24 protein-coding genes and 1 pseudogene are annotated in these 18916 nt (G+C 36.5%); 7 read left to right on the forward strand and 18 right to left on the reverse strand.

Annotated elements, in window-relative coordinates; genetic code table 11:
• The first annotated feature begins 50 nt into the window (after positions 1-50).
• The 5 genes from IEX29_RS23130 (at position 51) to IEX29_RS23150 (ending at position 4339) form a co-directional block, all read left to right on the forward strand.
• Positions 51-1217, forward strand: coding sequence for a DUF2515 domain-containing protein (locus IEX29_RS23130; protein WP_188737687.1), 1167 nt, complete (start codon positions 51-53; stop codon positions 1215-1217).
• Positions 1138-1596 carry a CBO0543 family protein gene (locus IEX29_RS23135; protein ID WP_229720347.1) on the forward strand — a complete coding sequence of 153 codons (459 nt, stop codon included), beginning with the start codon at positions 1138-1140 and terminating at the stop codon, positions 1594-1596. Before IEX29_RS23130 ends, IEX29_RS23135 begins: the two co-directional genes overlap by 80 nt.
• Before the next feature lie 61 nt (positions 1597-1657).
• Positions 1658-2701: a YkvI family membrane protein gene (locus tag IEX29_RS23140; RefSeq protein WP_188737689.1), complete on the forward strand. Its 1044-nt coding sequence runs from the start codon at positions 1658-1660 to the stop codon at positions 2699-2701.
• A gap of 530 nt (positions 2702-3231) precedes the next feature.
• Positions 3232-3990, forward strand: a complete 759-nt coding sequence (locus tag IEX29_RS23145; protein WP_188737691.1) for an SDR family oxidoreductase — start codon at positions 3232-3234, stop codon at positions 3988-3990.
• Between the two features lie 19 nt (positions 3991-4009).
• Entirely contained in the window at positions 4010-4339 is a 330-nt protein-coding gene (locus tag IEX29_RS23150; protein WP_188737693.1) for a hypothetical protein, read from the forward strand.
• Positions 4340-4363: 24 nt separating this feature from the next.
• Here the strand turns inward: IEX29_RS23150 and IEX29_RS23155 are convergent, their stop codons facing one another.
• From IEX29_RS23155 to IEX29_RS23175, 5 genes and pseudogenes are all read right to left on the reverse strand, one after another.
• On the reverse strand, positions 4364-4741 hold the full coding sequence (locus IEX29_RS23155; protein ID WP_188737695.1) for a MerR family transcriptional regulator: 378 nt from the start codon (positions 4739-4741) through the stop codon (positions 4364-4366).
• Positions 4742-5607: 866 nt separating this feature from the next.
• A complete protein-coding gene (locus tag IEX29_RS23160) occupies positions 5608-6393 on the reverse strand; it encodes an SDR family oxidoreductase (RefSeq protein ID WP_188737697.1) in 786 nt (261 codons plus the stop codon).
• An 82-nt stretch (positions 6394-6475) separates the two neighbouring features.
• Positions 6476-6877 (reverse strand): annotated as a pseudogene (locus tag IEX29_RS23165) (alpha/beta hydrolase family protein); the annotation flags it as partial.
• Between the two features lie 10 nt (positions 6878-6887).
• Complete coding sequence (locus IEX29_RS23170) at positions 6888-7901, reverse strand: S66 family peptidase (RefSeq protein WP_188737699.1); 1014 nt, start codon at positions 7899-7901, stop codon at positions 6888-6890.
• Positions 7902-8006: 105 nt separating this feature from the next.
• Positions 8007-8807, reverse strand: a complete 801-nt coding sequence (locus tag IEX29_RS23175) for a nucleotidyltransferase domain-containing protein (RefSeq protein ID WP_308423666.1) — start codon at positions 8805-8807, stop codon at positions 8007-8009.
• A gap of 79 nt (positions 8808-8886) precedes the next feature.
• Here IEX29_RS23175 and IEX29_RS23180 point away from each other — a divergent pair, with 79 nt between their 5' ends.
• Positions 8887-9075, forward strand: a complete 189-nt coding sequence (locus tag IEX29_RS23180) for a Uma2 family endonuclease (RefSeq protein ID WP_268239113.1) — start codon at positions 8887-8889, stop codon at positions 9073-9075.
• Positions 9076-9245: 170 nt separating this feature from the next.
• Here IEX29_RS23180 and IEX29_RS23185 read toward each other — a convergent pair whose 3' ends face one another.
• The 4 genes from IEX29_RS23185 to IEX29_RS23200 all read right to left on the reverse strand — a co-directional run bounded on the left by IEX29_RS23185 (position 9246) and on the right by IEX29_RS23200 (position 10591).
• Positions 9246-9437 carry a hypothetical protein gene (locus IEX29_RS23185; protein ID WP_188737703.1) on the reverse strand — a complete coding sequence of 64 codons (192 nt, stop codon included), beginning with the start codon at positions 9435-9437 and terminating at the stop codon, positions 9246-9248.
• A gap of 126 nt (positions 9438-9563) precedes the next feature.
• On the reverse strand, positions 9564-9725 hold the full coding sequence (locus IEX29_RS23190; RefSeq protein WP_188737705.1) for a hypothetical protein: 162 nt from the start codon (positions 9723-9725) through the stop codon (positions 9564-9566).
• Positions 9726-9813: 88 nt separating this feature from the next.
• Positions 9814-10005, reverse strand: a complete 192-nt coding sequence (locus tag IEX29_RS27275; protein WP_188737858.1) for a DUF3658 domain-containing protein — start codon at positions 10003-10005, stop codon at positions 9814-9816.
• On the reverse strand, positions 9986-10591 hold the full coding sequence (locus IEX29_RS23200; protein ID WP_188737706.1) for a DUF1835 domain-containing protein: 606 nt from the start codon (positions 10589-10591) through the stop codon (positions 9986-9988). Before IEX29_RS23200 ends, IEX29_RS27275 begins: the two co-directional genes overlap by 20 nt.
• 208 nt (positions 10592-10799) lie before the next feature.
• On the opposite strand from IEX29_RS23200, the gene IEX29_RS26885 reads away from it, so the two are divergent.
• A complete protein-coding gene (locus IEX29_RS26885; RefSeq protein WP_229720348.1) occupies positions 10800-10955 on the forward strand; it encodes a hypothetical protein in 156 nt (51 codons plus the stop codon).
• A gap of 105 nt (positions 10956-11060) precedes the next feature.
• Here the strand turns inward: IEX29_RS26885 and IEX29_RS23205 are convergent, their stop codons facing one another.
• From IEX29_RS23205 to IEX29_RS23245, 9 genes are all read right to left on the reverse strand, one after another.
• Complete coding sequence (locus IEX29_RS23205) at positions 11061-11510, reverse strand: DUF1569 domain-containing protein (protein WP_188737708.1); 450 nt, start codon at positions 11508-11510, stop codon at positions 11061-11063.
• Positions 11511-11820: 310 nt separating this feature from the next.
• Entirely contained in the window at positions 11821-12675 is an 855-nt protein-coding gene (locus tag IEX29_RS23210; protein ID WP_188737710.1) for an aldo/keto reductase, read from the reverse strand.
• Between the two features lie 323 nt (positions 12676-12998).
• The gene (locus IEX29_RS23215) at positions 12999-13562 is read right to left on the reverse strand and encodes a GNAT family N-acetyltransferase (RefSeq protein ID WP_188737712.1); all 564 of its coding nucleotides are present in this window, start codon (positions 13560-13562) and stop codon (positions 12999-13001) included.
• Positions 13563-14020: 458 nt separating this feature from the next.
• Complete coding sequence (locus IEX29_RS23220; protein WP_308423667.1) at positions 14021-14521, reverse strand: HAD-IA family hydrolase; 501 nt, start codon at positions 14519-14521, stop codon at positions 14021-14023.
• A gap of 15 nt (positions 14522-14536) precedes the next feature.
• Positions 14537-15058, reverse strand: a complete 522-nt coding sequence (locus IEX29_RS23225) for a GNAT family N-acetyltransferase (RefSeq protein ID WP_188737714.1) — start codon at positions 15056-15058, stop codon at positions 14537-14539.
• 384 nt (positions 15059-15442) lie between these two features.
• A complete protein-coding gene (locus IEX29_RS23230) occupies positions 15443-16003 on the reverse strand; it encodes a GNAT family N-acetyltransferase (RefSeq protein ID WP_188737716.1) in 561 nt (186 codons plus the stop codon).
• A 175-nt stretch (positions 16004-16178) separates the two neighbouring features.
• A complete protein-coding gene (locus IEX29_RS23235) occupies positions 16179-16724 on the reverse strand; it encodes a hypothetical protein (protein WP_188737718.1) in 546 nt (181 codons plus the stop codon).
• 346 nt (positions 16725-17070) lie between these two features.
• A complete protein-coding gene (locus IEX29_RS23240) occupies positions 17071-17511 on the reverse strand; it encodes a DUF3995 domain-containing protein (protein WP_188737720.1) in 441 nt (146 codons plus the stop codon).
• A 20-nt stretch (positions 17512-17531) separates the two neighbouring features.
• Positions 17532-18569, reverse strand: a complete 1038-nt coding sequence (locus tag IEX29_RS23245) for a hypothetical protein (RefSeq protein ID WP_229720349.1) — start codon at positions 18567-18569, stop codon at positions 17532-17534.
• Positions 18570-18916: the final 347 nt, after the last annotated feature.

Consider the following 18916-nt stretch of genomic DNA (forward strand, 5'->3'; position numbering starts at 1 on the left):
TACATATGCCACACGATGAGAGCATATTCCTTAGGTAAGGAGGCGACTGGATGACGATTGGCTGTTTCAAAAAGAAGAAAGTGTACGAAAAGTCACTTCTTGATATAAAAAAGGAATTGAAAATTAAAAGGAAGCAAAAAGCAAACGGCCTATCCTTATACATGCTGCCAAAAAGAGAAAGGATGTTAATTCACAGCATCCATCAAACAACAAATAAGCGGAATAAAAACAATGTTACCCGGACACAGGCTTACTACGATTTTTATATACAGCATCCTGAAATCCACTGGGCTTTATTAGGACATATGGTATCGCGGAACGGCGGCTGGAATATGACTGATTTAAAAGGTGACCTCCTATCGCGTTTGTTATCTGAAAAAGAACAAAATAACTTCTATTTATTTTTAGAGCGGGGCAATTGGTTAATATTTCAGGATGTTTACCCGCAATTATTACTATACGAGCAAAGCTTGAAAATAAATAGGAGCCTTTTTCACCTTCTTCCATTCCTGAACGTCTCTATCTTTATGGAAGTGGTATGGCAGCATTTCTGGGAGTATAACGATCGCTATCTTTTATCCATCGCAACCATTATTAACGAGCAAAGCTATTTGGAAAAAAAGGTGGTTCATCACCCCCATTATAAAGAAACTGTCTTAGATACATTAGGCTTTAAGCTGTATGATTTTCTGCGTTTTAATCATATCATTTTCCCGTTTTATAACTCTGAAAAACTCAAGAAGAAGCCTGCATTAATTGGCGATACACTGCACCATTTCGGTTCCCTCCATGAACGGATTATGCTGGGGAAGCGTTTATATTCCATCCTTTTTCAACAAGCGGATGTCTTACAGAATGTTTTGAGATGGACCGAGAAGCATCCTCATACAGGTTCCAGAGCAGATTATTGGGAGGATCTGTTTCATTCTGTAAATGAATCCGCTCCTGGTGCGATATATCAGCGAAGGACAAAGCATTGTAAACGTAAAAAAGGAATGCCCCGAATCTATAGTCCTCCACTGAAATACGCATGGAAAAACGTAGACCACTCACCGGCTGAAAAAGGAGACTGGTTTGATGATTTAACTATTATTGATTATTTAATAGAGGAAGAAAAAAATACAGGTGGGGAAATTCATGAAAAATACTGCAAAGCAATGGAAAAAATCGAGCTTGCCATCATTGCAAAAAAAGCAATCTTCCTCAGAGAGGAATAAAGAACAGCAGGCATATATCATAGCAGCTCTCCTTTCTTCTATCATTGGGAGCTATCTGGATTTATTTTTTGTCGGGATCGGCATGTATCATTTTCCAATGAGACTTTTTCCGGATATATTTACGGTTAATATCGCATTTACACTGCTCCTTCTTCCTGTCTCCGTCATTCTATTTTTGTATGTGGCCAATCGGCTGCGGTTTCTTTCACGATGCATTATGATTCTTGGTATCGGTATGGCTGCCCTTTTTATCGAAAGCGCCTCGGAACAGCTGGGATGGTTTGTCCATCATACCGATTGGAACCATGCTTATTCTTTTTTTGGATATATGTTGTTTTTCATGATTGTTTGGAGAGTTTTCCGCTTTTTTTCAAGCTAAAATCCGAAAAGCTGGTCTTTACCCTCTCCCATTATCATAGACATGTTGAAGAGGTGGCGTGATGAGAAATCGAAAAACTTCTATATTACTGTTAGCTGCGACGTATGTTGGAACGGTTATTGGGGCCGGCTTTTCTTCCGGAAAAGAAATTGTTACATTTTTCAGTGGCTATGGAGCTTTTGGAACCATTGGCATTGCAATTAGCGGACTGTTATTTATTCTGATTGGAACCAAAATAATGATTATATCTGCCCGAATCGGAGCTTATTCTTATCAGGAGTTAAATGAATATCTATTCGGCAAAAGCATTGCCAGAGTGGTTAATATTTTTATCTTCGTAGTCGTTATTGGTGTCACTTCCGTTATGCTTTCCGGAGCGGGAGCTGTGTTTCATGAACAGCTTGGTCTTCCATTTCAAATGGGCGTTATCATTACACTTATTCTCTCTTATATCGTTGTAATGAAAGGATTAAATGGATTATTTGCGATCAACTCATACATTGTGCCATTAATGATCCTGTTCAGTCTATTTATAGCGGCTTCCATTGCGGGCGGGCATCCACATCTGCTGGCAGAAAAGCTGATTCCTTTTCAATTATCGGACAACCTTGCCTGGGCAGGGTCGCCTTTTGCATATGCTGCATTTAATCTGATGACAGCACAGGTTGTCCTTGTACCGCTGGGGAAGGAGATTCAGGATGAACATATCTTGAAGTGGGGCGGCTTTTTAGGAGGACTGGCTTTATTTTTTATTCTGTTAACAATTCACTTTTCATTATCAGTCTTTCCAGAAACATTTCTTTATGAAATTCCAATGGCCGAGATTGTCCGATATTTTGGAACCTTTATTCACGTCCTGTTCTTAGTCGTTATTTACGGGGAGATTTTCAATACGGTTGTTGGAAATGTGTTTGGAATAACACGTCAGCTCCAGTCGGCATTCCATCTTCGTTATCAGCATGCTGTCTTGATCATTCTGTTTGTTATCTTTTTAATCAGTCAGGTGGGGTATGGTAAATTACTGTCGGTATTGTATCCTTTATTTGGTTATTTGGGACTATTCTTTCTGTTGTGGTTATTGATTAGAAAATTGCCTGGAAAGTAAGAGGTGGAGGTGCAAAATAAATTCTTTTACTTGAAACAAACTAATAGGTATATCAGTTTATCTTTAATAAGAATTCGCTTTTTATTTTAAATAAGGACGGTGGATGATTTAATAAAATACAAGCAGGATAATGAAGAAAATGTTCCCCCCTGGAATAGGAAGGTATAGATACTACTCTCAGGTGCAAAAGTTGAGTTAAATAATAAAAGATGGCCAAACAACAGCAAATACCTCGCTATTGTTTGGTTTCACTGTGTTTGTGTACTATGAATGTTTCCCCGCTTATATGATACTGTAAGCAACCGCGTCCATAATAAATAATCCACACGTTACAGCACTTAGGAAATATGTTTTTTCATTTATTTTTTCAAGCACTCTATGTCTTTCATCTAAAATAAAACGGAAACCACTTCATCTTTACTGAAGTTAATATCTCATTCAATTTATAAAGTATTTTTAAATTTTTTATTGCCTTCAAGCGCACTTCAAGGTTTATACTCTAAGTGCATTAAATTAAGGAGGTAATGATCATGGCAAAATTTGATACATTGAAAGATAAAGTAGTAGTTGTTGCAGGCGGCGGGAAAAACCTTGGCGCTTTGATAAGCAAGAGTTATGCACATGATGGAGCAAAAGTAGTCGTGCATTATCACAGTTCTTCCTCTGAGGAAGAAGCAAAGCAAACCGTTGAATTGATTAAGGATAATGACGGGGAAGCTGTATTATTTCAAGGTGATTTAACAAGCCTAGCTAAAATGGAAGAACTGTTCGATTTTGCCGTAAGTCAGTATGGCAACATTGATATTGCTATTAATACAACCGGCAAAGTTCTTCGCAAACCGATTGTAGAAACGTCTGAGGAAGAATATGATAGTATGCAACAGATTAATGCAAAAACTGCCTACTTTTTTATCAAAGAAGCTGCAAAGCATATGAACGACAACGGGAAAATCGTTACGATCGTCACAGCATTATTAGCTGCTTATACCGGGGGGTACTCCACGTATGCGGGCGAAAAGGCATCTGTTGAACACTATACACGAGCTGCTTCGGCAGAACTAATGAGCCGGGGAATATCCGTCAATAATATTGCTCCTGGCCCAATGGATACGCCTTTCTTTTATCCGCAAGAAACGGAGGAAAGAGTAGCATTTCATAAGTCACAAGCACTTCATAATCAATTAACTCAAATTGAAGATATCGCTCCAATAGTTAAATTTTTGACAACAGACGGATGGTGGATTAATGGTCAAACCATATTTGCTAATGGAGGGTATACAACCCGTTAATCAAAAGGAGGAGATCTCTATGCATTGTTTTTTTGCCGAATATGCTCCACTGGAAACGACGATATCTATTTTGGCTTCCACTGGGGATGTAAATGCAAGCAGAAAAGTTTCCATCTCTAAAGAATCTTTCGTTAATGATTTAACGAAAAAAATGATTGAATTGTCACATGAACAAGGTCTTTACCATCATGATATCTTTGCAATTGGTGTAGTAGTGAATACGAAAGAAATGCTTGGACGAGAGTCGGGACAGCTCCAAAAAGAACTAGCATCTTCATTTGGTTTTACATCTGTTGTTGATTCGGAAGAAAATGTTGTTCGTAAAAAGCTACTGCAAAATGCCAAATGAATCATATGAAAACCTCTCAGAAATTTAAATCTGAGAGGTTTTTTTAGATGGTCTCTCTTCATCCAGTATTTTCATTTTCTTGGTTAACTTGTCCAACGCTATATCAATATCCTGTTTCTGTTTCTGTAGTTTTTCCTGATGCCCCCGAAAAATTTGTGTTCTTTCTTCTAAAGTGCTATCCCCTTTCATGTGTAAGTGCGCCACATGCCTTAATATTTCAATAGACATTCCCGTTGCACGCATACAGCCTATTAACTCCAGCCAGAATAAATCTTCTTCTTTAAACATCCTGTAACCACTTTCATTCCGCTCAATAAATGGCAAAAGCCCTTCATTATCATAATAACGAATGGTTGATGCCGGGACTTCTGTTTTCTCAGAAGCCTCTTTAATTGTCAGCATATTTTCACACCACCTGTTTCTCATTTTCTTCTGTGCGCCATTTCCAGCAAAACAATAATGTAACATTTTACTTAGTATAAATTCTCAACACACAAAAATTTTCCGTGAGACGAGTAATCGCAGTCCTGCGACACCGCATACTTAAGGGAGCCTTGTAGCCGTTTATACTGTAAGAAGACGGCATTGATGAAGAACCAACCTGATTAAGTTCTACATTCCACCATGATAACTTTTAAAAATTGTACCAAATGAATACTCACCATTCATTTCTTTAAATATAATATTATTATAAACATGCAAGTAATCTTGAATGCAACCAGAAGCGTGAAGAACATACTTTTTCTTCTTTACCTTTACAAGTACTAAAATAACCTTTATTTTATGATGGAACTTATGCTAGGAACATCGCACTTGGCAGCGACGTTAAGCAATATCACAGAATCGACAATAGAAAAATGGCATAAAAGTCTAAAAATACAGTACTCTGTGCTCTATCTGGATAGAACTTATTTGAAGTTACGCCAGGATGTTATCGTGGAATTTTAGGATAATAAGGAGCTGATATGAACGTATCCGTAAAATATTTTTGCAGCTTTAAATTTTTAAAATAGACATTAATGATATACCTCCTTCAAAGTAAACATTGAAGGAGGTATATCACATCTTCAGCACCTCGTATTTTCTATCATCGGTATTAACTTTATAATAATGTATTGTACGATTTGATTAAACGTATCATGATTTATACGCTTGATGAAAATGGAGAAGTGCAATTTGATTTAGTCAGCGATAATAAGAAAGCGACTTCCAGGTTATTTAAAAACTTTAAAATTGAAACAGAAAATATGCTTTTAATGGCATCTCACTTAAATATCCAGATCCCACCACTTTTTTTCTTCCTGCTTCATCTCATTTACCGTTTGCTGTGGGTATACGGTTCGGAATTTATGATGATCAGCTGGAATGACTTCTACCATTTTCGCAATCATACCTTCCGGATCAAATTGATCCTTTAACCCCTCTTCCTCTTTTTTTATATCCTCTTTCTTCGTAAAATTTTTCTCTTCATCGTACCATTTCCATAGCTCATCTGCAGCTCGATCATTAAAACCTGTGTGGAAGGAACCAGGGTTGATGGTGGCAACTTGTACTCCAAATCCTTTAAGCTCCTGCTGCAGAACATGGGCAATTGCTTCAATCGCGTGCTTTGTAGCTTCATACGGACCGCTGTATGGAGTTGCTACAATTCCAGATCGTGAACTCATAATGACGATTTTCCCGCTCCCCTTTTTAACCAGCTTCCGTGCAGCTATCTGTACTGTTTCTAACCCCGCAAAAACATTCACCTCAAAAAGCGCCCGAAACCGGTCCATCGGTATTTCCCCGAGTGGGCCACGTTCATTAATGGCAGCATTTGCAACAAATACGTCAAAATCATACTTCTCAATTTGTTCCAGATCTAAAGAGTTGGTAATATCAATTTTAATCACCTCTACACCCAGCTCCAAGTCATTTACTTCCTGTAAAAGGTCTGTTTTTTGGGAAGCCAGCTCTGTTGCGGCAATTACACGATGGCCATTTTTAGCGAGACCAATTGCAGTACCTCTGCCAAATCCAGAGCCTGCACCAGTAATGAAAATTGTTTTGCCCATGTTATATTCCTCCATTCAAATTAGCATGTCTATATATTTTCCCCCAATAACAGTATAGGTAAACCAGACCTGACAAAAATATTTATTGATTAAAATAACTAAAACCCTTCATATCTTCCCCAAGAATATAATGCGAAAACCACATCAAATTCTGCCTCATTATAGCCTGACTAATCCCCGGCTGTTCAGGACTATATGCCATCCCATTAAATATGATTAATTCTGTATCAACCTCCATATCCCTTAATCCTTGATATAACTCATAAGCATTTACAGACGGGACTCTTGCATCCATTTCGCCATGCTGGATTAATGTAGGGGTACGGGCTGTTTTAATATATGACATCGGTGATGTTTTCGAATATATTTCCGGATCATTCCATGGGGTATTTCCTAAATACGTCCGAATAAAATAAGGTATGTCTGTATTTACATAATTGGTCGTCCAATTAGTAATTCCACCTCCAACAGAAACAGCTTTAAATAAGAACATTTTAGTTAAAGGTTTGTAATACAGTACCTTTTCCATTATCGACTTCTATTTCAGCGAATGCTCCATTTATAAAAGTAATTTGTGGTGGTACATGACCACAATCAATATCGTAAATTATAGGAATTTGAAGTTCATCGGAAAGCTCTTTATAAACGTTGTCAACTGTATAATTTGCGACAGGTGTATTAGCCGAACTCCTTCCAAAAACGATACCATTACAATTATTAAACCAACCAGCCAATTTCATTTGTATTAAAGTCCTGCGCAAGTCAGTGGTTGATAACTCACAATTTTCGAGAAACCATATAACAGAATCTCCAGCAATATAGTTATTTTTAAAATACTGTACATCCCCGTATGGTGTACCAATTAAATGTCTTATCGTATCAATACATCCACCAAGTAATCTCCCCCGAACCTTAACTTTATGATTTGCAGTTGACTTCCAATAAGTATTCTCTGTTAGATTGAAAATATGAGGAGTAGGTTTATCAAATTGCCATTCCTTTTGATATTTCTTTGATGAATGCTGGAGAATTGATCCGCCTGTTTTGGTGGATAAAACAGATTGCCACATTGCAGTCGTATCATCAGAATAATCCCCTCTCAAATCTATTAAATTTGTTCCATGAGCAGTAGCGATACCTGTATTTAAAGTAATAGCTAACAATAATAAACTAATGTCAGAATAGCCCAAGACCCATTTGTTCTGTATATTTTTAAAATCAATATGCTCTAGCGTTTCAATAAGTAGTTCTCCACCCCAGGGAGGAATAATCAGGTTAACATCTTCATTAAGCATCATATCATTAAATTCTTCTGCACGTTTTTTTGCAAATGCAGACTTTGCCTTATCCTGAGTCCAAGGAGTGTCACCACATTCAATGTGAAAACCCTTCTTTTCCATACTTTTCAACGCTGAATTTAACAATTCATGTAATTCACTTGGCACTCCGGATGATGGTGCAGTTACTCCTATCGTCATACCTTTTTCTAAGAATGGATATTTAATCAATCTTGTGCGCCTCCTATTTTGAATATTAGATTAATAGAATGTTCTAATAACCTACTCTGTTGTTAAGATAAATATTACTCCTTACATTACTTCGCGTTCTCTCGCTTAACCTTCACTGCCTTTTCCTTCACTTTTTTGCTGGTTTAGCTTGGTTATCATCATGCTTATAAATGGGGCTGCTTGGGAACCCTTTTCTACCTTTGATTCTATCCAATCGTTTTCATCACTCAATAATTTAATTAAGTAATACACTGCCTTGTTATGGGAGTTAGGCGTTATATGCATGAAAATTGTTTTTACTTTATTCAGTTGCATAGGCGGTAATTGTGATTCAAGACTTTTTAATCCTAATTGTGCTTTTTCAGGTCTATATCTATGTAATAATACCTTAGATAGGTTGACCATAACGTGTTGCAGCATCTCCACAGCCCATAAGTCATTTCCCCTCTGTTCTGCCTTACTATATTGAAATAGATACCAAGCTACATTATAGGCATAGCCACTAAACTCTTCTAAAGAAAGAGATAGATTTTGAGTCGATTGAAATTTAGTCAGCCTTCCTTCAGGGTCATGTAACACATGGAAAAAATCCTTTTCTTTGAAACTACTTTCTGTAACAGTAAATAAATCTACATGAAGAAGGTTATCAAAGACTGCTATTATTTGAGGCGCAATGATAAAAAAATCTTCATAGAATAATATCTTTCTATAGGACTCTAAATGCATTAATCGTTTTGTCAAAAATTGCTCTTCATCTTCTTCATCTACCAAGCAGTAAAGATCTATATCCGAATATTCATCATGCTCCCTTCTTCCCATCGAGCCTTTTAAAAAGATCGCCTTTACAAGTTTATCTTTCCTTAAACTCTGTGAAATAACCTTAACAGCGGCTTCCTGCTTCATCATTACCCCCCTATTTAAAAATAAATATTACGCCATTATATTCCATTTACTTAGAATAATCAATATCTAATTCACTTCGAAGTTGAATTTATATATGGAATATGGAGTGAAGGAATATTGGATTGTTGATCCAATGGAGAAACGTGTCATGATTGATACGCTTGATGAAATTGGAGAGGTACAATTTAATTTACTCAACGAGAATGAGAAAGTATCTTCCAGTTTATTTGAGAACTTTAAAGTTGAAACTGAAAATTTGCTCCTTGATTAAATATCAAAAGTTGCAAAGATCTCCGGATTTATTGGAGTTCTCTACAACTTTAATTACTGTTTAATATATATCTTCATTAAATTATGTAATAAGACTACCAAATCTTTGTACAATACTACATTTCCCCAGTCGGGACTATAATATTAGATTCTTAATTGCTGGCAGTCAGCTTAAATATAAGCAGCATAAGCAATTATTCCGATTAATCCCAGCAAAACTAATGCAGTACTTTTTTTGAAATTTGTTACCCCTTTTTTCCAGCTTACAGCACTAGTAGTCAACCAGCTAATAAATATCATAATCACACCGATATACTGAACTGGCTTAGATGCTATAACAATACCTGAAAATAATAGTAACAATCCGATAATAATACTCCCGAATCCCCAAAGTACGAAAGGCTTTTCTAAACTATATTTAAATTCTTGTCTCTCCTTTTTCTATTCTATAAAATAAATGATTCGATTATTGGTAATCTCACTATTTAACTATTCACTTCTCTTCTCAGCGAATAACAAAATTAACGTTGCTATCGGGCCTAATACAAGAGACAGCAAAAACCAGTTCAAGCCTGTTCTGTTTTTCCCTTGTGCAAGTCCAGCATTTATTAACGCTAATGTACCCCAACCTACAAAATATTGATTATCCATTAATTGCCCTCCTCTTTAGATTAATAAACAAACCAGTTATATGGCAGTATCCATTAGATTTATATGCCACTATAATCTGTAAAAGAATCTATTTGAGTTTCACACTATAAAACCGCATTGCTTTTGGAACACCTTTTATTTCAAAAATGCCATTTTCGATTAAATATCTTACTCTAAACTCTACATACACATCACTAATATATTGACCTAAATAGCCGATAACTTCACCAATTAGACGTGCAGATGGAATAAATTCAGTACTATCTTGCTCTCGATGCAGCTTTTTTGCCTTGTTTGATTATAAAGTCATCATAATAGTCGTCATCGACACTCTTTATTTCTTTATTTTCCCACGCTCTCAGAACTTTTCGCGTAGCAGCTAACTCTTTCCATTCCTCTTCAAATTTTTTACGTTGTTCTTGGCTTAATACCGGAACCTTTCTTCTTTTTTCATAAATCATCATCAATTTTTCAGGTATAATTTCTCCTGTGTGTAACGGATAACAATCGTTTTCGGGAATAGCGTTTATCATGGAAAGTGTATTATTGAAATGGAGCTGAACTTCATTTATATCATCATCCAGGATGAGGTGATTTTTTATCCAATCATTTCTTTGGTCAAGCCCTGCTTTATCATGCAATTGCCAAACCGGGCCGATAGAAAATAAATCTGAAAGGGAGATAACTTTTTCCTTATCTTGTATACCCTTTTCTTTCAAAGCCCATTTCAAGCTCCCAGACGCCGAATCGCCAAAAAGAATATGTATGGCCTGACCATTGTTATTACTTTTTAAATCCGTTTGATATAAAAGTGAATTCACTTTATCTGCCGGATTGTTTTTAAGCGTTCTTTTTAATTCATCCATTAATTTATTGTCCTCCTTACAAGCCGTTCTAAACGAATGCTGAAGGGTTATTGAGTCAGCACTTCTAATTTTCAACTGTTAGATTCTTTCCTCAGTCGTTTTTGAAATTAGTTAAATGTATATAAAATAATTAATGTTTTCTATGACTGCAAACTATATGATTCAATTTCTATAAAGCCTTTGCTTAAACAGTACCATATTTTACTAATTGGAACATAGATTTTCAAACAAGATTTTATTACTTTATATTAATCAAAACGCTGTAATGGACTTAAAAAATGGGGACATGAAGCTGGGATTATTCGTGGTTTCTATGACAGATACAGACATAAAGAATGAAGGCCTGGTTGGAATATATCGTTAAAGCCTTCAAGTTTGAACATATTTTTATTTTTTATTATTTTTAGTCAAAAAAATACTTTATTGCTTTTCTCTTTGGACAGCTTTTATTTATATTTATAAATACTGGCTAAACTCCAAACTGCCTTAAATGATGGTCAAGATGCTTGTAAATTCCTTTTCCCCATTGTTCAGAGGTGAATTTACCGAAAAAAGCATGGGGATGAGTTGTACACTTCTCCGGACCATTCTTTTGGAACGTTATAATCTTTTGCTTCAGTATTTCTTTTTCTGTTTTAAATTCTTTTTCGTCCGTGATTAAAATGGTCGGTATAGTGGACATATTATGAGGTACCGGTTTATCATTATAAAAAATAGGTTTCGCAAATCGTCCTACCATTATTCCTAACCATCCTCTCTTTGGAAAAGAATTTCCCATTGCAATGTCCTGGAACGCTGAGCAATGAGCTAACATTTGAGCAACAGCCATTTTCCCCCATTGTGCTTTTGACTCTGGACTTAATTTGTCAATACGTTTTAATATCTCCTCCATATGCAATGGATTAAAAATATTATTCATTTATGCACCCTTCCTTTGCTAATCAATTCCTACAACAACACAAAAACATCCCTTTTGATAATCATATCCAAAGAGATAAGACTCCGCAATTTCTTTATCAACATTATTACTTCTACACATTTGTGTAATGACAGTAAAGTTATTTAAATTAATCGTTCTTTCACAATTCACATTAACGGAACACGTTTTAAAAATAAAAGGCAGGTCTGCTTAAAACAGGCCTGCCTTTTATCTATTGCTCCAAAATATCTAACTCAGATAGTGTATTTTTCTGTTTCAAACCGAATACAATACTCATATAGTATCCTGTCTATACATATTCATGATATTCATAGGGATCCTGCCCTTCTACACGGCCAGCCTCCCCTTTATCCAAGGAATCAATTTTGGAAATATCCTCCGAATCTAATTCAAAGCTGGTACTATTGATATTTTCTCTTTGATGCGTTGGATTACTTGATTTTGGAATGGCAAATACGCCGGCCTGATAATTCCAGTTTAAAATAATCTGTGCCGGAGTTTTATCGTATTTATCCGCAATTTCTTTAATTGTGGCATTTTCCAGTACGTCATTCAGATAACCCCGTCCAAATGGACTCCAGGCTTCCGTAAGAATACCTCGTTTTTTATTTTCTTCAACCATACGCTTATTATTAAAATACGGATGGCGCTCTACCTGATTTGTAGCAGGAGTCACACCTGTTTCTTCAATAATATTTTCCAAATGTTCTGGTTCAAAGTTCGAAACACCGATGGTTCTGATTAATCCTTGTTTTTGAGCATCCACTAAAGCCTTCCAAGCTTCTAAATATTTATCGTCTTTAGGGTTCGGCCAATGAATTAAATACTTGTCAAAATATTTTAGCCCCGTGCGACGTAAAGATTCTTGTATAAAGATAAACGCCTTGTCATATTCATGGTGAGAGCCGGGCAATTTCGCGCTGACTAAAATTTCTTCTCTGGGCAGTGCGGATCGACGTACAGCTTCACCGACAATACCTTCATTATTATAGTTTGTTGACGTATCAATTAAACGGTATCCCAGGTTCAAGGCGTTTAAGATTTCAAATGTGCCCTGGTCACCGTCGATACCAATCGTGCCTAATCCTATAGAAGGAAGCACGGTCCCGTCATTTAGAGTAAAACCATTATTATTAACAGTCACAATCTCATCTCCTTTAAAACCTTTATAATGTAAGTTGAGTTTGATAGAAAAGTTACTTTCTTCCTGTCTTCCAATATAAAATCAACAGGTCGTCTTCGTCTAACAGTGTTTCCAGCAAAAAGCTGCCGGTCAATCATCAAACTCAGGTCACATTACCAGTATTTCATGTTTTCATCCCTTACTGAGATGTCTACAATTACTATACCCGTTTCAAAAAAATCCTACACTAACTGGAACTGATTAAAGGAATTTCCTTAAAAATACCCACTAACGGCGTTATGGACGCAAGTTCAAATAAACTGAGTTACGCCCGTTGTGACCTCTTATTTGGAGTTCATATAAAACACCATATTATCGGTCCATGCACCAAATTCAAATATAAAACCTTTTCTAATACATTCAAATTTCATGCCTACGCTCTTTGCAAGCTTTAAGGAAGGTTCGTTATCAATATTGATGTGAGCCTCAATACGATGGAATGCAAGATTTTTAAAAGCGATATTAAGAGCAGCTTTTACTGCTTCTTTCCCATAACCATTCCTCCAAAATTGGTTGTGAATAGTGTAGCCTAAAAGTCCCCATTGAAATTCATCTCTTATAATCGTTTCAAGTTCAACCTTACCAAGTTGTTTTTGATCTGACTTTCGAAAGATACCAAATACATACACTTCGTCCCTATCAGCATACTCTTTAAATTTTGAAACTACCTTATCATTGAATTTTTCTTGCGTCCATCCGCTCAAATCCATTTTATCGTCGTCGTATTTATACTGAGAAGGTAATCTGTCACGACAACCCTCCAGCCAACGATTATAATCCCCGTTCTTTAACGGTCTTAATACCAATCTTTCCGTTTCTGATTGAAGTTTGTTTTCATCAATTTCCAATGTAATGCCTCCTTAGCATAGTTTTTCCAATGACCAACGCTTCTATATCTAAGTTTATATGCCATAAGCCATCACACCTTTCGTTTAAATTATATAAATAGTATACATCTGAAAGGACTTATTCCTTTCAAAATAGCATGTAAGAACTCTTCCACCTTTTGTAACTTCGGACCATCCGCTCGCAAAAAAGACAAACCTACATCAAGAGGATCTTCAAAGATATGTCCCATAACACCTGCCAAGAGGAATCGTCTCGCAACCAGTATAGTCAGTACAGCACACTCAAGTTCAAATCTTTCCGATTATGAAAGAAAGCCCTATGAAAGATGTTGTCAATACAACTAAAAGTCCAAAAAGCCATTTATCCAAACTTTACTTGTATTCACAATTGTTCCTATCCTTAAGTTTGTAAGTATTGCATGAAATCATCTACACTACTAAACATCTGGTCTGGTTGACTATGAAACTCTAATGTCTGGTAATTGGGGCAGCCATTGGGCTTCGATTGTATGTACATTGGCTTGTTTACCAGCCAAAATGTCAGCATCACTATCTCCCAGGAAAACACCCTCGGTATTTTTTATGTTAAGCTGTTCCAAAGTCTTATTTACTCCCTCTGGATGAGGCTTTGACATAGCAACATCATCACCAGTAATGATTACATCAAATAGGTCATTCATATGAAGGCATTCTAAAGAAATAAGCAGACTTCTTCTTGCTTTCCCAGTCACAATTCCTAATTTATAGCCATCGCTTATTGATTGCAAAAGTAAGTCGCTAATTTTCTCATTATCCAAAACAAGTTCTCTGTGCTTTTCACTATATTTTTCATAATATAATTCTATTGCCTTATCATGATTGGAATTTTTAAGATTTTCTCTAATAATTCCAGCCTCTGATGGGCCGACAATCGTCTTGATCTGATTTACTTGAATGCTAATTGGAGTATTGGATGGAATCTTTGAGCTGTTTTTTTATACATACTTTTCCATACGGATATCAGACCACATTTTATTTTGATAATAGGTAAAATCTTTTATACGCCCAATTTCTTTGTAACCAAGCTTCTGATACAACTTCTGTCCTGCTATATTAAACTCAAACACACCTAATTCAATACGCTTAAGGCCACTTCCCTTAATCTCTGTCTCCAAATATTGCAGGCCTTCGTAACCTACTCCTCTGCCTCGACCTTCAGAATCACCAATCGTTATCGCTATCCATGCAGTTCCCGGTTCCTTTTTGTAAAGATGTTTTGGATCAATCATATAGTTCATTTCGCCAATCAAGCGGTTATCATCATATATAAGATATAGGTATTGACGTTTTAAGCGCTGTGTCAAATTCTCTAACGTAACAATTTGCCGGCTTTCCAGTTCTGACTGGTTTGAGTTGGGCCGTGTCAGGGGAATCAAATCAGGATTATTCTCCCAGCGATTAAAAATATCTACAAGTTCTGGAGTTGGTTGAGTTACTTTAACAAAATGAGTACTCATAGGACATTCCCCTTTAAATTTTAATTTCATTTGCTTTAACATAATTATACTACACAATCTGGGCCGGTTTCGGTATAATCTTGTCTTACCTTTACCATAAAAAAACCCCTATAGACAAATTACAATCTAAAGAGGCAAAGCTTCGTTGCTTTATTTTAAACTTACGCAAACTTGTGTAGTTTTGGAATAAATTTTGACCAAAAACAACAAGTAAACCCACGTTTTAAGGCAAATGAAAAGAACCCGTTTTGAAAAAAGATTGATCAAAACGGGTCAATTCTTTGTGAAATATTGTGCAATTTTATAATAAAGTTTGATCATTTTCTACTATTGATTCGAAACAAATGCACCGGTTTGTTGTATAGGCCCAACTAATGTATTGTGTTACTTAAATATTATAGTCATATCCTTAGTACTTCTTTTCCAAATCATATGATCTGTTCCCTGTGACCAATAATCCTTTAGCAAATAATCAGGTTTGCCAAATTTCCTTTCCCATATTTTTTGTGAATTGGTATATCCACTATCTAAACAAAATTCTTGGACCCCGTTCCCAAGAAAGGTCAAAAACATTGCATTTAAAAGCAAAGTTCCTATACCACGGCTTTGATAACCAGGAAGCACAAATACAGTCCCAATTTCAAACATCCCTTTTAAAGCACCATTTGTACAAATATTAATCAGTTCACTGGCTTGACCGTATTCAATTGTACCAATAACCTTATTACTTTTTTTATCAAACGCAATCAAAAAATAGCGACTTTTCCCGTTGCTATCAAGGTCATATTTCAAGTATTGCTTCTTGGCTTCAATTTCATTTTCTATATCATCATGCCATTCCGATAAACCTTCTCTAGCAAATGTATCCCTTATCACTGTACTAAAAAATTGGTTCAGCTCTTCACTGTCTTCAATTCGTGGTCTTCTTATTCCAACGTTATACACTAACATCCCCTCCAAATATAACCCTTATTTACTCAACAATCTGGCTCAATTCTATAATATCAGGCGCTGCTGTTCACTTGTTCCAGAAAAGCGTCTGATATTATAGAACTGGCCCAAAACACCAACACAGAAAGAATATTTAAGATAAGCACTTGAAATTGGTTATTTCCTAACATCATTTTTTAGGACTATTTTTTTTAATCCGATGCTGGAAAGACACTGTAGCTATAAATACAGTTACTCCCCACAAGAGTAATCCTCCGTACGTTACCACATACACCCAAATAGCTAACCCTTCGGTGTATCCTTTTGGGAGTACTCCTAAAAATTGAAGTGTTGTCAAGAAGCAAATTAGAACCGTTAACACCCCAACTGACCATCCAAGTATAATTAATAACCCTTTTGGCAGTTTCTCCCCCCAGGAAGTCACGAGAGCTAAAGCAAATAAAGATGCCAATATCGCCAAAACAGCTGTGAAGTCTATTCCAATGGTATATAACGTATATAGAAAAGCAGGCCCTTCCTTTAATGTGTCACCAAACCCCGCCACATTTTGTACAGCCTGTTTTGTTGTTAGTCCTACCGTTGATCCCCACGCCCAAAGCGATTTTAACATCGCATACGGCAACAGCGCTAGCGCTGCAACATAACCCCATCCTTTAGTCAAATAAGTTTTATTAGTTATATCTGACCTTATATGTCTCTCATGTTTTAAGCCCAAAGGACATTCTCCCTTCTCAAATTAACAGTAATAATCACCACAAACAAATAAGTCTGCAGTTTTTTAACTCCGTTTTTCCCCATACAGTCCATTCCCCCAAATTGATTTCGATATTTTAATTATGCAACACCTGGCCTGATTCCAGAACATAGCTATGCCGCAATAGCGGCATATTCTGCAATACTGGGGCTTCAATTAAAAAATATAGCCAATGTGGATTCAAAATTCGTAAATGTCTACCTTAGCCCTAAATCTGGGTAAAGGATACCGATTAAATAGTAAATTGAAGCTTTTTCATGTTAGTAAATTACTTTTCGGATCCCTTTTGAATTGGGACAATGCATTTTTACACCTTTATATTTCTTTGTTGTGATAACCTATAAACAACTGCTAGAGCGCCATATAATATTCCACCTGCTACGAATAACGGCTCAAAGATTAGTAATATGAGGGGAATATCATTGATCGAGAGCTGAAATGTTTGCCAAATGCCAACACTGCCCCTTATACCCAAGACGCCACATGCAGTCCCAGCTGCACTTAGGAGCATCCATGACGGAATCTTTTTACCCCAAGCTTGAACGAAAGCAAAGGCAAGGATTGCAGCTAAAACACTTAAAATGATCGCTGCTATATTAATGAAAAACAATAAACTACCTATTTTCATACTTTGCCCATCAAACAATAGGATTCCCCCGAAAGCCCAATAAACATGAATCAAACCAAATAAAACCGACCAAATAAATGCAGCATAACCAAGAAAGTCAAGCGATCTTTTATACTTCATTTTAAAAAAACTCCTCATATTTAAAATTTCCCGCAATGCTTACACCGACTACGTCTTCTTAGATAATAGGCTATTGTGGCGATCCCAAGTGATAAACCCCAAGGTAACCATGATAAAGTTGGAACCATTTCACCCCAATTTTTCATTGTAATTTCACCATTTATGATCATCATTACAACCTGAGGGGAAACCTTCAAACCAGTTAAGAAAATAATTACAGATACGGAGGTGGCGGGAATGACAACCAACCAAATCGGAATTCGCTTTCCGGCAATAAATAAACACCAACGCGGGAAAACCTCGCCCCACTTTTGAATAAGAGCCAGTGTTAAAATTGCCCCGCCAAAACATAATCCTCCTAAAATTGCCTCTCCACTAAAATCACCTATAATGGCTATATTTTCAGTTCCAAGTGGGATGCCAATGGCCCAGGCAAAACGGACAATCCCATAAGGAAGTGCCGTTAATACTGCACAATAGGTAAAGACTTTTCCCCACTTGGAAGCAGAAATGATTGATGCCCCCTCCCCTGCCCTGCCACAATTCCCGCAAGCATCCCTTGATATTCGGTAATATGCTAATGCAGTTGTGCCCCATAAGACCCCACCGATCATACAAAAGACTTGATGTATAACGATCCAATCAATAAGGTCAAAATAAAACATAAATAAATAGGCAACATTTTGTAATATACGGGAGTCAGGGATAATGAATAGAAGAATAGCACACATTACCCATGCGTAAAAAAGCAATAGAAAATATAGCCTTTTTTGATTCCACTTACGGACCATAGCTAACGCTGCGAAAATACCTAAAAATCCAGTTAAAGCAATCATTGTTCCCCCAACATGGACACTCAGATTGGCTAAATAGGAACCCATCATTTGCCCGCGCGGATCATTTTCGCCAAAAGGAAATCCATCTCCTCCCAAAACCCAGTACAAGCCAAGGGCTCCGAATATCAAGGACCATAGTGCAGCAGCATACCCTACCCGTCTTGGCCATTTGACAAGCCTTGGAAAACCTATTGATTGCCTGATGACCATTTTCGATTCCATTCTTTTCACTCCCATCATCACTTACACCAACTTTTTCTTGGATTCTCCTGTGCTCATCCAAACCAAATAAAACTAAAGAAGCCAAAAATCGCGATATACATGACATCATCTCTCAGATAATCATTCATAAACCCTTCTAACAACCAACCTATTTCATCATACTATGTGAAGCAAAATTTGAAACGAATCTACAGAACTGTTTATCAGCGGGTCTAAAGGATGTTTTTTTGCCAATAAAAAAACTGCTCCAGACTGAAACAGTTTGATTCGAAAATTTGATTATTTTTCTAAAAAATCGCTCCAGATCAGATCAAATTCTCTCGAACCTACATTAAAGTCGCTCGAGT

It is taken from the genome of Oceanobacillus neutriphilus (genome assembly GCF_014645515.1).
GTDB lineage: Bacteria > Bacillota > Bacilli > Bacillales > Amphibacillaceae > Oceanobacillus > Oceanobacillus neutriphilus.